This is a genomic window from Mesorhizobium sp. P3_A10 (assembly GCF_056403175.1).
The window spans coordinates 159,006-171,009 of sequence record NZ_JBFUFZ010000009.1; the positions used below are offsets into that span (position 1 = coordinate 159,006).

The 12,004-nt window shown below is 62.8% G+C and carries 14 protein-coding genes and 1 pseudogene; 8 read left to right on the plus strand and 7 right to left on the minus strand.

Annotated elements, in window-relative coordinates; translation table 11 throughout:
* The first annotated feature begins 98 nt into the window (after positions 1 to 98).
* Positions 99 to 485, plus strand: a complete 387-nt coding sequence (locus tag AC1DXU_RS27720; RefSeq protein ID WP_477374116.1) for a DUF2794 domain-containing protein — start codon at positions 99 to 101, stop codon at positions 483 to 485.
* A gap of 4 nt (positions 486 to 489) precedes the next feature.
* On the opposite strand, the gene AC1DXU_RS27725 is transcribed toward AC1DXU_RS27720, so the two are convergent.
* The 4 genes from AC1DXU_RS27725 to AC1DXU_RS27740 all read right to left on the minus strand — a co-directional run bounded on the left by AC1DXU_RS27725 (position 490) and on the right by AC1DXU_RS27740 (position 5,435).
* Positions 490 to 1,059: an N-acetyltransferase family protein gene (locus AC1DXU_RS27725; RefSeq protein WP_477374118.1), complete on the minus strand. Its 570-nt coding sequence runs from the start codon at positions 1,057 to 1,059 to the stop codon at positions 490 to 492.
* 119 nt (positions 1,060 to 1,178) lie between these two features.
* Positions 1,179 to 1,958, minus strand: coding sequence for a Bax inhibitor-1/YccA family protein (locus AC1DXU_RS27730; protein WP_477310100.1), 780 nt, complete (start codon positions 1,956 to 1,958; stop codon positions 1,179 to 1,181).
* A 232-nt stretch (positions 1,959 to 2,190) separates the two neighbouring features.
* A complete protein-coding gene (locus AC1DXU_RS27735) occupies positions 2,191 to 4,740 on the minus strand; it encodes an ABC transporter permease (RefSeq protein WP_477374120.1) in 2,550 nt (849 codons plus the stop codon).
* On the minus strand, positions 4,740 to 5,435 hold the full coding sequence (locus AC1DXU_RS27740) for an ABC transporter ATP-binding protein (RefSeq protein WP_477374122.1): 696 nt from the start codon (positions 5,433 to 5,435) through the stop codon (positions 4,740 to 4,742). Before AC1DXU_RS27740 ends, AC1DXU_RS27735 begins: the two co-directional genes overlap by 1 nt.
* A 79-nt stretch (positions 5,436 to 5,514) precedes the next feature.
* Here AC1DXU_RS27740 and AC1DXU_RS27745 point away from each other — a divergent pair, with 79 nt between their 5' ends.
* Together AC1DXU_RS27745 and thpR are read left to right on the plus strand one after the other, a co-directional pair.
* On the plus strand, positions 5,515 to 6,159 hold the full coding sequence (locus tag AC1DXU_RS27745; RefSeq protein ID WP_477374123.1) for an arylesterase: 645 nt from the start codon (positions 5,515 to 5,517) through the stop codon (positions 6,157 to 6,159).
* Positions 6,160 to 6,275: 116 nt separating this feature from the next.
* A complete protein-coding gene (gene thpR, locus AC1DXU_RS27750; RefSeq protein WP_477310108.1) occupies positions 6,276 to 6,872 on the plus strand; it encodes an RNA 2',3'-cyclic phosphodiesterase in 597 nt (198 codons plus the stop codon).
* Here thpR and AC1DXU_RS27755 read toward each other — a convergent pair.
* Positions 6,776 to 7,294, minus strand: a complete 519-nt coding sequence (locus AC1DXU_RS27755; RefSeq protein WP_477374125.1) for a low molecular weight protein-tyrosine-phosphatase — start codon at positions 7,292 to 7,294, stop codon at positions 6,776 to 6,778. The two genes, thpR and AC1DXU_RS27755, sit on opposite strands and share 97 nt — an antisense overlap.
* A gap of 103 nt (positions 7,295 to 7,397) precedes the next feature.
* Here AC1DXU_RS27755 and AC1DXU_RS27760 point away from each other — a divergent pair, with 103 nt between their 5' ends.
* From AC1DXU_RS27760 to AC1DXU_RS27770, 3 genes are all read left to right on the plus strand, one after another.
* On the plus strand, positions 7,398 to 7,694 hold the full coding sequence (locus tag AC1DXU_RS27760; RefSeq protein WP_477374127.1) for a 4a-hydroxytetrahydrobiopterin dehydratase: 297 nt from the start codon (positions 7,398 to 7,400) through the stop codon (positions 7,692 to 7,694).
* A gap of 407 nt (positions 7,695 to 8,101) precedes the next feature.
* Entirely contained in the window at positions 8,102 to 8,458 is a 357-nt protein-coding gene (locus tag AC1DXU_RS27765; RefSeq protein WP_477374128.1) for a YkvA family protein, read from the plus strand.
* A 239-nt stretch (positions 8,459 to 8,697) separates the two neighbouring features.
* Complete coding sequence (locus AC1DXU_RS27770; protein WP_477374130.1) at positions 8,698 to 9,201, plus strand: invasion associated locus B family protein; 504 nt, start codon at positions 8,698 to 8,700, stop codon at positions 9,199 to 9,201.
* Between the two features lie 103 nt (positions 9,202 to 9,304).
* Here the strand turns inward: AC1DXU_RS27770 and AC1DXU_RS27775 are convergent, their stop codons facing one another.
* The gene (locus AC1DXU_RS27775; protein ID WP_477310116.1) at positions 9,305 to 9,604 is read right to left on the minus strand and encodes a hypothetical protein; all 300 of its coding nucleotides are present in this window, start codon (positions 9,602 to 9,604) and stop codon (positions 9,305 to 9,307) included.
* Between the two features lie 260 nt (positions 9,605 to 9,864).
* Here AC1DXU_RS27775 and rlmN point away from each other — a divergent pair, with 260 nt between their 5' ends.
* Positions 9,865 to 11,100 carry a dual-specificity RNA methyltransferase RlmN gene (gene rlmN / locus AC1DXU_RS27780; protein WP_477310117.1) on the plus strand — a complete coding sequence of 412 codons (1,236 nt, stop codon included), beginning with the start codon at positions 9,865 to 9,867 and terminating at the stop codon, positions 11,098 to 11,100.
* Entirely contained in the window at positions 11,097 to 11,570 is a 474-nt protein-coding gene (locus AC1DXU_RS27785) for a hypothetical protein (protein WP_477374132.1), read from the plus strand. The genes rlmN and AC1DXU_RS27785 overlap by 4 nt, the downstream gene beginning before the upstream one ends.
* A gap of 246 nt (positions 11,571 to 11,816) precedes the next feature.
* Here the strand turns inward: AC1DXU_RS27785 and AC1DXU_RS27790 are convergent.
* Positions 11,817 to 12,004 (minus strand): annotated as a pseudogene (locus AC1DXU_RS27790) (IS110 family transposase); the annotation flags it as partial.

Here is a 12,004-nt window from a genome sequence, read left to right on the forward strand (position 1 = left end):
CGGAAACAGCGCGGCTGCGGGATGCTTAGCCGGGTCTTGCAATTCGGCGACGAACACGCCAACTTTGGCTTGCAAGATTCATTTTGAAGGATCGAGGCATGACCGATCGCGGCAGTGGGGCGGAGGATGGGGACGCATCCGCAATATTGATCCCGTTGCATGAGGCAAGACGCGAGCGCCTCGACCAGCCGGTTCGCTTCGACCGGCGCGAGCTGGAACAGATACTCAGACTTTACGGACGCATGGTCGCCGCCAATGAATGGCGCGACTACGCCATCGACCAGCTTGCCGACCGCGCCGTCTTTTCGGTGTTCCGCCGCACCAGCGAGGTGCCGCTGTTCCAGATCGTCAAGGACCCGCAGCTGGCGCGCCGGCAAGGCGCCTTCGCCGTCATCGCCGCCGGCGGCCGCATCCTCAAGCGCGGCCAGGAACTTGGCCGCGTGCTTGGCGTTTTCGATCGCACGCTGAAGCTGGTCGAAGCCTAAGCTATTATTTTTGTTGGCGAAATTTCCGCTCTGGCAGCGATTCGGGATCGGGCGGAACCTCCGACCCACCATTCAACGACAGCTGCATGAACACGGTATCCAGCCAGCGTTCGTGCTTGTAGCCGGAGCCTTCAAGGCGTCCCGAATGGCGAAAGCCGAGCTTTTCGTGCAGCCGCACCGAGGCGCTGTCCGCGTGGCCGTCGCCGATGACAGCGACGATCTGGCGAAAGCCCGCCGCCCTAGATGCCTCGATCAGCGCCTGCATCAGCTTGAGCCCGACGCCCTGTCCCTTGGCTTCGGGCGCGACATAGACGGAATCCTCGACGATGAAGCGATAGGCCGGGCGCGGCCGGAAGGCGCCGGCATAGGCATAGCCGAGCACCGCGCCGTCCTTCTCCGCCACCAGATAGGGAAAGCCGCCTGCTGTCAGGCTATCGAATCGCGTGCCCATCTCGGCGCGGCTCGGCGGCTCCAGCTCGTAGCTCGCCGTGCCATGAGCCACCGCATCGGCATAGATTTCCGTGATCCGGTCGAGGTCGGCGGCAATTGCGGCGCGTATCGTGATGCTGCTCATAATTTATGCAAATTGTTAATCTGCCTGCCATAACAGCAAAAGCCGGCACAAAAGAAAAGGGCGGCCGTTGGGCCGCCCTTCCGGAACTCAATGGTCCAGTTGCCTGGATGGGGGGCCGATTAGCGGCGGTCGCCCATGAACTGCAGCAGGAATGTGAACAGGTTGATGAAGTCGAGGTAGAGCTTCAGCGCGCCCATGATCGCCTTGCGGCCGACGACATCGGTGGCGTCACCCTCGTAATACATCTCCTTGATGCTCTGGGTGTCGTAGGCAGTGAAACCGGCGAAGATGAGTACGCCGATTGCCGAGATAGCGAAGGTCATCGCCGACGAAGCCAGGAAGATGTTGATCACCATCGCAACAATCAACCCGATGAGGCCCATGTAGAGAAACGAACCAAGCCCGGAAAGGTCGCGCTTGGTCGTATAGCCGTAGAGGGAGAGCGCTCCGAAGCCGGCGGCGGTGGCGAAGAAGGTCTGCGAGATGCTGGCGGACGTATAGATCAGGAAGATCGATGACAGCGACAGACCAATCAGGCCGGCAAAGACCCAGAAGGTCGTTTGCAGTGCCGAAACGCTCATCGATTGCATGCGAGCTTGCATGAAAAACACGACGGCCAGCGGGGCGAAGATGACCACCCACTTCAGCGGCGAGGCGTAGATCGCAACGCCGAAAGAGGTCAGCATCTCACCGCTCCGCAGCGTGGCAACCGCAGAAGCCGGGTCGGCAGTGGTGGCCAGCATGATCGTACCGACTGCGACAAGGCCGGTGATGAGGAGGCCAAGCCCCATCAGATTGTAGACCTTGATCATGTAGGCGCGCAGGCCCTGGTCGATGCCTGCGTCAACGCGGGCGCCGGGCACGGCGCGCGTCTGGTAGTTGCGAAGGGGTTCAGCCATGAGAGTCCTCTATTGCTTCTGCCCCGTCCGGTGTCAGGCCCATTTGAGCCCAGGCGCCGCTGGCGGGGCTCCAGCATGCCTGTGGCGAAATATGATGGTTCTTGGCGCCAAGAACAAGGCCGTAACCGGATGCAATGCTTCGTGAAGCAGCCGAAACTCAGTTTAGCGGCCGTCTGAGGCCCAACATTACCAAGATTTAACCAAAAAGCGGGTTGTCCGCACCGGAGCCGGACTAGAGATTGCGCAGCACCGGGGCTGCCTTGTGGCCCAGCACCCGCCACGTCCCGGCAAGGCCGATGCCGACCGTGATCACCAGCGCAAAGACGATCGTGGCGACCGCCACTTCGGGCATGAAATGCGACGACAACGTCATGATGCGCGCGACGACGAACCACGCCGCGACCCCGCCCGCGGCCAGCGCGAAGATGGCAGTGGCAAGCCCGATCAGCATGTATTCCAGCGAGAAGGCCGCGATCAGCGTTTTCCTTGTCGCGCCCAGCGTCTTCAGCACCACGGCATCATGGATGCGGGCTCGGTTGCCGGCGGCAAGCGCGCCGGCCAGCACCAGCACCGAGGCAAACAGCGCCACGCCGGCCGCCGCCCCGATCGCCGTGCCAAGCTGCGCAACCAGCCGGTTGACGATGTCGAGCGCATCCTTGACCCTGACCGTCGTTACCGCCGGAAACGCGCGGGTGACGGCGTTGAGCAGGCGATCATCGTCGGCCGCCGACGTGTTCTTCTCGGTCAGCGTCGCCAGCCAGCCATGCGGTGCCCCGGCAAAGGTGTTGGGCGAGAACACCATGACAAAGTTGATGCCCATCGTTTCCCATTCGACCTGGCGGAAATTGGCAATCCTGGCCGTCACGTTGCGCCCCAGTACATTGACGGTGACGGTGTCGCCGAGCTTCAGCCCGATCTCTTTGCCCTCTTCGGCCGAAAACGAAACCAGCGGCTCGCCGGCATAATTGTCCGGCCACCATTTGCCCTGAGTGAGCGTCGCATTGGCGGGCAGTTTCGCCTCATAGGTCAGGCCACGATCGCCGCGCAGCACCCAGGCGCCTTCCGGCGGAACGTTGACCTTGCCGACATCGACGCCGTTCAGAGCCATCACCCGGCCGCGCAGCATCGGCACCTTGAGCAGCGTGCCTTGCGGCGCTTGCCTGCCGATCAGCGTCGAGAAGGCATCGACATCATTGCTCTGGATGTCGACGAAGAAGAAGTTCGGCGCACGTTCGGGCAGGCTGCCGGAGATCTGCCGCCGCAGATTGCCGTCAATCAGCGCCAGCGTCACCAAGAGTGTCAGCCCGAGGCCGAGCGACAGCACCACCGACGGGGTCAGCGCGCCTGGCCGATGGATGTTGCTGATCGCCAGCCTGAGCGCCACGGAGCGAACGCGCGGGCTTCTTTTCGCCGTCCATTGCACCAGCCCACCAACCAGGCGCAGCACCAGGAAGGCAAAAATGGTGGCGCCGACGAAGATCGAGGCGATGCGGCGGTCGCCGGAAAACAGGATGGCCAAGGCCGCCAAGGCCAGCGCGATGCCGACCGCAGCCACGACATAGGGCAGGCGCGGAAAGCCGCGACCCTCAAACCCCATTTCGCGAAACAGCGCCGTTGCTGGCACGTCGCGGGCTCGGCCGAGCGGCAAAAGCGCGAAGGCCAGCGTCACCAAAAGCCCGAACAGCGCGGCAAGTGCCAACGCGCCGGGATAGAAGCCGCCTTCCGCCGGCACCGGAATGACCTGATACAAGGCAGTGCTGGCCGCGAACGGCATCAGCGCGCCAAGCACAAGGCCAAGCACGATGCCGAGCCCGGCGATCATCAGGATCTGCACGAGATAGACGGTGAAGACGAAGCCGCCGGAAGCCCCCAGGCTCTTGAAGGTGGCGATGACGCCGCGCTTGCCGTCGAGATAGGCGCGCACCGCGTTGGCGACGCCGACGCCGCCGACCACCAGCGCCGTCAGCCCGACCAGCGTCAGGAATTGCGAGAACCGCTCGATGTTGGAGGACAGCGCCGGCGCGGCATTGCTGCGCGTGCGGATCGACCAGCCGGCCTCGGGAAAGTCCTTTGCCGCCTGATCCTGAATGCTTTTGATATCGGCCTCGCTGGTCCCGGCGGGAAGGCGCACCTTGTAGGCGTTCTCGACCAGGCTGCCCGGCTGGATCAGACCGGAGGCGGCCAGCCCTTCGGTCGACACCATCAGCCGCGGCGCGAAGCCGAAACCGTCGGACACCGCGTCCGGCTCGGTGACCAGCCGGGCGCGCAATTCGAATGTGGCGCTGCCGAGTTTCAGCCGGTCGCCGATCTTCACATTCAGCCTGTCGAACAGAAGGTCCGGTGCGGCGGCGCCGAACACGCCGGATTTTTCGCCAAACAGATCCTGTTTCGACAGCGCCGGCTCGGTCGCTAGCGCGCCATAGAGCGGATAGGCATCGTCGACCGCCTTGGCCTCGACCAGCGACTGGTCGGAACCGTCTTCGAGCCGCGCCATCGAGCGCATGTTGGCGCTGCGCGAAACCGTGCCCAGCCCATCGAGGAAGCTGCGCTCGGCCTGGCTGGTGTCGCGCTGGTTGATCTGGAAACGCAGATCGCCGCCAAGCAGCGTCTGGCCCTGGTCGGCGACGCCGGCGGTGATCGCCTGCGCCACCGAATTGACGCCGCCTATTGCCGCGACGCCAAGCGCGATGCAGGCCAGGAAGATCATGAAGCCGGACAACCCGCCGCGCATCTCGCGCAGCGAGAAGCGGAAGGCGAGTTTCAATGTCCGCGACAACGGCATCAGGCCGGCACCTTGGCCGGTGCCGGCGCCTCGATCCGTCCCGACCGCATCGAAACCTGGCGCGAGCAGCGTGCCGCCAGCGCCGGATCATGGGTGACCAGCACCAGGGTCATGCCGCGCTCGGCCGCCTTGGCGAACAAGAGGTCGGCAACCTGCCGTCCCGTCGCCTGGTCGAGATTGCCGGTCGGCTCGTCGGCGATCAGAAGGCGCGGCGAGGGCGCCAGCGCCCGGGCGATGGCCACGCGCTGCTGTTCGCCGCCGGACAGCTCGCCCGGATAATGGGTGACGCGATCGCTGAGGCCTACGGCTGCCAACTCCCGCGCGGCCACCCCGAACGGATCGGCATGGCCGGCCAGCTCCAGCGGCACCGCGACATTTTCGAGCGCCGTCATGTTGGGGATGAGATGAAAAGACTGGAAGACGATGCCAATGTTTCGCCCACGAAACGATGCAATCTGGTCCTCGCTTTTGCCGTTCAGCAGCTCACCGGCGATTCGTACCGTACCCGAATCGACCCTTTCCAGTCCTGCTAGGACCATCAGCAATGTCGACTTGCCGGACCCCGAGGGACCGACGATGCCGGTCGCCTCGCCCTCGGCCACGTCGAGACTGACGCTCTTCAGCACATCGACGGACGACGCACCTTCGCCGAGCGTCAGCGATACGTCTTTCAGCGCGATGACGGCTTCTGTCAAAATGAAAGCGTCCTATATGGGAGGATGAAGGCTCTGCTTGTCGGGCCGGAAGAATCCTTGGTCATATGGGGCCTGCCGCATGTCTTTCAAACGCATCTTTGCCGCAGGCTTCATGCTTTTTCTTGGCCTCAGCAGTGCCGTTCCGCCGGCGCGCGCCGAGACGTTCAAGATCGTCGGCTTCGGCGACAGCCTGATGGCGGGCTTCAGCCTCGGACCTGGCGACGGTTTTACCGACAAATTGCAGGCCGCCCTTCGCGCCAAGGGTCATGATGTGAGCGTCGCGAATGCGGGTGTCTCCGGTGACACCTCGAGCGGCGGCCTGGCGCGGCTCGACTGGTCGGTGCCGGACGGCACAAACCTTGTGATCCTCGAGCTTGGCGCTAACGATATGCTGCGCGGCGTTTCACCAGACATTCCCGAAAAGAACCTGGACGAGATGCTGGCCAAGCTGAAGCAGCGCAAGATTGCCGTGCTGCTCGCCGGCATGCGCGCCGCCCCCAATCTCGGTGCCGACTACCAGAACGCTTTCGACACGATCTATCCAAAACTGGCCGCGAAATACGATGTGCCGCTCTATCCGTTCTTCCTCGACGGTGTCGCCGGCGTGCCCGCCCTGCAGCTCGGAGACGGCCTGCATCCCAATCCGAAAGGCGTCGATGTGATGGTCGAGCGCATCCTGCCGACAGTCGAAAAGGCGATTGCCGACAATGGCGGCGCCTCATGAGGCGAATAAGTCACGCTTGCCGTTGCGGAAACCATGACGCCAACAAACCACTTGCCGAGTTTCAATATCGATGATTCGCTAGGGGCATAGTTCGATTCGAGGAAGGGAGGCTCTCCATGCCGCGTCTTTTCACCGCCCTCGAAATACCGCGTGACGCCGCTCTTTCGCTGTCCCTGCTCCGGGGCGGCCTGCCCGGAGCCCGCTGGATCGACGTCGAGAACTACCACATGACGCTGCGCTTCATCGGCGATGTCGAAGGCCATGTCGCCGACGAGATCGCCAATGCGCTCGACCGGATCCATCGCCCATCCTTCCCGCTGACATTGTCGGGTGTCGGCGCCTTCGGCCAGAAGAAGCCGCATGCGGTGTGGGCCGGCGTTTCAGCCTCGCACGATCTTTCCGCCCTGCAGGGTGAGATCGACCGCATCTGCCAGCGGCTCGGCATTCCAACCGATCCGCGCAAGTTCACCCCGCATGTGACGCTGGCGCGCCTGCGCAATTCGAGCCCGCTCGACGTCGCCCAGTACCTTTCGGCACGCGGCAATTTTTCGACGCTGCCGTTCCGCGTCGGTCGCTTCGTCCTGATGTCGTCGCGCGATTCGGTCGGCGGCGGACCCTATATCGTCGAGGAGGCCTGGCCGCTGTCGGGCACGGATGCCCGTGTCGCGAGCCGCGTCGACAGCGTCTCCGACGCGTCGCGGATCATGCGGTAGACCAAGGCGAACGCGTCGGCCCCGTCATAATAGGGATCCGGCACGTCGCGAGCTGTACCGCTGGCGAACTCCAGGAACAGATGAACCCGGTCGCGCAGGGCCGGCGGCGCCAGCGCCTGGAGGTCACGGACATTCGACCGGTCCATACCCAGGATCAGGTCGAAACGCGAAAAGTCGTCCGGCCTCACCTTGCGCGCTCTCTGGCCCGAAATGTCGATACCGTGCAGTGCGGCGATCGAGATCGAGCGCGGATCCGGGGCAGAGCCGGCCTCCCAGCCGCCGGTTGCGGCTGAATCGAGCAGCATATCCTGATGCTGCCCGCGCTCGGCCAACACCGCGCGAAAGGTGCCTTCCGCCAGTGGCGAGCGACAGATGTTGCCGAGGCAGACGAAGAGAATGGATTTTATGGGCTTCGCGTTCATTGATATGCGCCGTTCGTGCATTTGGAGACCCAAAACCGCACAGCATTCATGGGCGACTTGCATTAGGGTGAGGGCCAAAGTCGGGATAGCACGGGAAATCATCATGACGAGAGAAAAACTCAGCAAGGACGCAATCGCCGCCGCGCTGGCCGAACTCGGCGGCTGGTCGCTGGCCGCGGATGGCGCTTCCATCAAGCGCAGCTTTGTCTTCAAGAACTTTTCCGAGGCCTTCGCCTTCATGACCCGCGTCGCTTTGGCGGCGGAGAAGATGGACCATCACCCCGACTGGTCGAACGTCTACAAGACGGTGGACGTGACGCTGAACACCCACGACGCCGGCGGCGTCACCGCCCTCGACATCGAACTGGCGAAGAAGATGAACCGCTATTTTGGCGGTTGATTGGAAAGGGCTTCTCCAACCTTCGTCATCCTAGGGTGAAGCAGTCGCGAAGCGACGTCGCGGAAACCCTAGGATCCATGCCGTGACCCTTGTCATGAAGCCCAGCGGTGCAAAATTCTGAACCGCTGCAACGCTTTGAAGTCGCGGCATGGATCCTCGGGTCTGCGCCGCGTCGCTTCGCTCCTTGCTTCGCCCGTGGATGACGAAGTGAGGGGCGTTTCGGCTAATCTCCAAGGCGAGCAGCGAATTACCCGTCGGCATCATCTGAACCCTGCGGTTCCGGCAACGATCCGTTCGATTTTCGAGTTCGGTAACGACTGAACTCTTGTAGCGGACCTACCCTTTCACCACATTTTCCCTCGCAGGCGCCTGCGCAACAATGTGCTTGAGCCCGCAAGGAGACACTGATGGCGCAAGAATCCGGTTTTGATTTCTTCGGCTTTGGCGGCAGCGACGAGAGCGAAGTGCGCGAGAAATTCTGGCGCACGGCCAAGAAGGCGGCCCGGCAGATTCCGTTCATGGAAGAGGTGGTCGCCGCCTATTATTGCGCCATGGACAAGAAGACGCCGGTCCGCGCCAAGGGCATTTTGCTGGCGGCGCTCGGCTACTTCGTGCTGCCGGTCGATGTCATCCCCGACTTCGTCTTCGGGCTCGGCTTCACCGACGATCTCGCCGTGCTGACCGCCGCGATCACCGCCGTCAGCGCCCACATCACACCGGCGCATCGGCTCGCCGCCAAGCGGGCGATTGCCGACAAGAGCTGAGCCGGCGCCTGGCTGGAAAAGTCAAACTCTTGCCGCTTTCGTGGCCTCCAAGTCGCGCCAGGGACATTCTGACGGCCGCTTTTCGGGAGGCGGCGGGGAAATGGCGGCGGTTTCCCGGGGTGAATGTCCTTTTCGCGAGGGAAATTCACCGTTTGGTAACCCAGATTAAATCAAAATGAAGCGACGGGCAGGACGCCAAACCGGCCTGCCGCCGCACCAGTTGGAATACGGGAAAAACGATGCGCGGATTGATTGCTACAGTTTCGAGCTTGGTCCTGGTGGCCATGACAGCGCCAGCGCTGGCGCAGACGGCGACCAAGACCGGCCAGCACAATGCCTGGGGCACCTACAGCTACCAGGCTTCCGGCGGCAAGGTCTGCTACGTTCTGACCGTGCCGACCGACAAGCAGCCGCCGACGCTCGACCATGGCGACATGTTCTTCTTCGTCAGCCAGCGGCCGGGGCAGCAAGTGTCCTACGAGCCGCAATTCATTGCCGGCTACAAATTCCAGGAAGGGTCCAAGGCCACCGTCACCATCGACAAGAAGTCCTTCTCGATGTTCACGCGCGGCAAGTCGGCCTGGGTCGAGAATGCCGCCGAAGAGCCGGTTCTGATCGCCGCGATGAAGACCGGCACCGACATGAAGGTGTCGGCGAAATCCGGCCGCGGCAACCCCACCTCCTATGTCTTCTCGCTGAAAGGCATTTCAGCGGCGCTGACGTCGATCGCCAAGTGCAAGTAGGCAAGGTTTGTAATTAGGCAACTTCGTTTTGCAATGACAGGCCGGGCCGCAAAGCCCGGCCTTTTTGCTTTTTCAGGCCGGCGTGCGTGCCGGCGGTTCAGTCTTACATGGCCATTTTTTCACATTCGGCCTGGGCTTTCTTGGTCGACGTATCGATCATGAAGGCTTTGCCCTTGGCGTCGGTCATCATCATCATGCAGTGCTTGATCGGCTTTGCCATCTTCATCATCTCTGCGCCCATCTTTGCATCCGGCATCATGGTGCCCATATGCCCGTCCGGCATGATCGCCATCACTTCTCCACCCTTCATCATGGTCATCGTGCCCATCGCGTCTTCGGCAAGTGCTGGCGAGGCGGAAAGGCCGACGAGGCTGGCAATGACGGCGAGCTTGATAGAGTTCATTCTGCATACTCCCATTTTGCAGGGGCATAGTTGCCCCCTTCGGATTTCGAAGGCGCGATGGGAATCGTTACGCAAACACACGACTATGTGATCGGTTCATTTGCAGCGGGAGGACAGGGCAGGCTGCCAGATGGCCGTAGCGAGCTATCAGCCGTTGCACTCCCCGCGCATGACTCTGCCCTCAACCTGTGCTATGCGCCGCGCTTCATTTCCGGCACGATGCTGAAATCGGCCGCAAACCGCTTATATTGGCGCTTACCATGACCCTTTCATTCGATCTCACCGCCGAAGGCGCCCGTGACGCGTTGCGCGCCCGCGCCACGCAGCCCGAAAAGCCGTCGCTGATCGGCCTGACCCGGGCCGAGCTTGGCGATGCCCTCGTTGCATCAGGCATCGTGCCGGAGCGCCAGGCAAAAATGCGCGCCCAGCAGCTTTGGCACTGGATGTATGTGCGCGGCGTCTCCGACTTCGCCGGCATGTTCAACATCTCCAAGGATCTGCGCGCCGAGCTGGACAAGCATTTCACCGTCGCCAGGCCGGAAATCGTCGAGGAGCAGATTTCCGCCGACGGCACGCGAAAGTGGCTGTTTCGCTTTCCGCCGCGCGGCGCCGGCCGTCCGGTCGAGATCGAGACCGTCTATATCCCCGAGGAAGGCCGTGGCACGCTCTGCATCTCCTCGCAGGTCGGCTGCACGCTGACCTGCTCCTTCTGCCACACCGGCACGCAGAAGCTGGTGCGCAACCTGACATCGGAGGAAATCCTCGCCCAGCTTTTGACAGCCCGCGACCGGCTCGGCGATTTCCCCGACCGCGACACGCCGGACGGCGCCATCGTCCCGGCCGAGGGCAGAAAAGTCTCCAACATCGTCATGATGGGCATGGGCGAGCCGCTCTACAATTTCGAGGCGGTGAAGAAAGCGCTGCTGATCGCCTCCGACGGCGATGGCCTGTCACTGTCCAAGCGCCGCATCACGCTGTCGACCTCCGGCGTCGTGCCGGAAATCTTCCGCACCGGCGAGGAGATCGGCGTCATGCTGGCGATCTCGCTGCATGCGACCAATGACGATCTGCGCGACCTGCTGGTGCCGATCAACAAGAAGTACCCGCTGAAAGAGCTGATCGAAGCTTGCCGCGCCTATCCAGGCCTGTCGAACGCCAAGCGCATCACTTTCGAATATGTGATGCTGAAGGACGTCAACGATTCCATCGAGGACGCCAAGGGGCTGATCAAGCTGCTCAAGGGTATTCCGGCCAAGATCAATCTGATCCCGTTCAACCCGTGGCCGGGCACCAACTACCAGTGCTCCGACTGGGAGACGATCGAGAAATTCGCCGACTACATCAACAATGCCGGTTATGCCTCGCCGATCCGCACCCCGCGCGGCCGCGATATTCTGGCTGCCTGCGGCCAGCTCAAGTCGGATTCCGAGCGCATGCGCAAGGTCGACCGGCTGGCGCTGGAAGCCATGATGATTGCGGGGCACGGCGAGGCGTGAGCCGCCTCGTCGCCTACCTCATCCGCTTCGCCGTCATCCTGATCGGCTATATCGTCGCCTCGCTGGCCGCCAGCGCCTTTCTCAACATCATGGTCCTAGCTTCGCTTGGCTACACGCCGGAGCACGCCCACCCGACGGCGACGGCATCGCTGTATTTTTCGATTCCCTTCGTGGCGCTGTTCGTCGCCTATTTCGCCTTCATGCCGGCGGCGATCGTCATCATTGTCTCGGAAATCTTCAGCCGGCGCGACTGGCTGTTCTATGCGCTCGCCGGTGCAGTGGTGGCAGCGGTCTTCCTCGGCTTCGTCCACCGGACCGCCGACGCCAATTTCGACGTCACCGACACCAGCGCCGTGCTGGCGGTGGTTGGCTGCGGCATGGTCGGCGGCATTTTCTACTGGCTGAGCGCCGGGCGCTGGGCCGGCAGCTGGCGGCAAGCCGCGGCTTCGCCTGAGCGCTTAGAATCCTGAGCGCGAAGGCCGAGACTACGGCATCTGGTCCTGCGGGCGTTGGGAGCGGCCGATTGTTGATGTCGGCGCCGCCCCTCATTGCCCTGCCGGGCATTTCTCCCCGTATAGCGACGGGGAGAAAGGGCTGGCCGCAGCGTCGGCGCCATTCCTGCAACGCTGACGATTGGCGAACCGTCCGTGAGAGCGCGCCCTCTCCCGTCACTATACGGGGAGAGGATGCCGGCAGGCAGGTGAGCAACCGTGCTTTCATATCGATGCGGGGTTCCAGGATTTGTTGGTACGCATCATGGCGTTGAGGGTGGTGATAAGCTTGCGCATGACGGCCACAATGGCGACCTTTGCTTCCTTGCCTTTGGCCCGTAGGCGCTGGCGAAAGGCGGCGAAGATGGGGTTATGCACTCCGGCGCTGAGCGCAGCCATGTAGAGGACGTTGC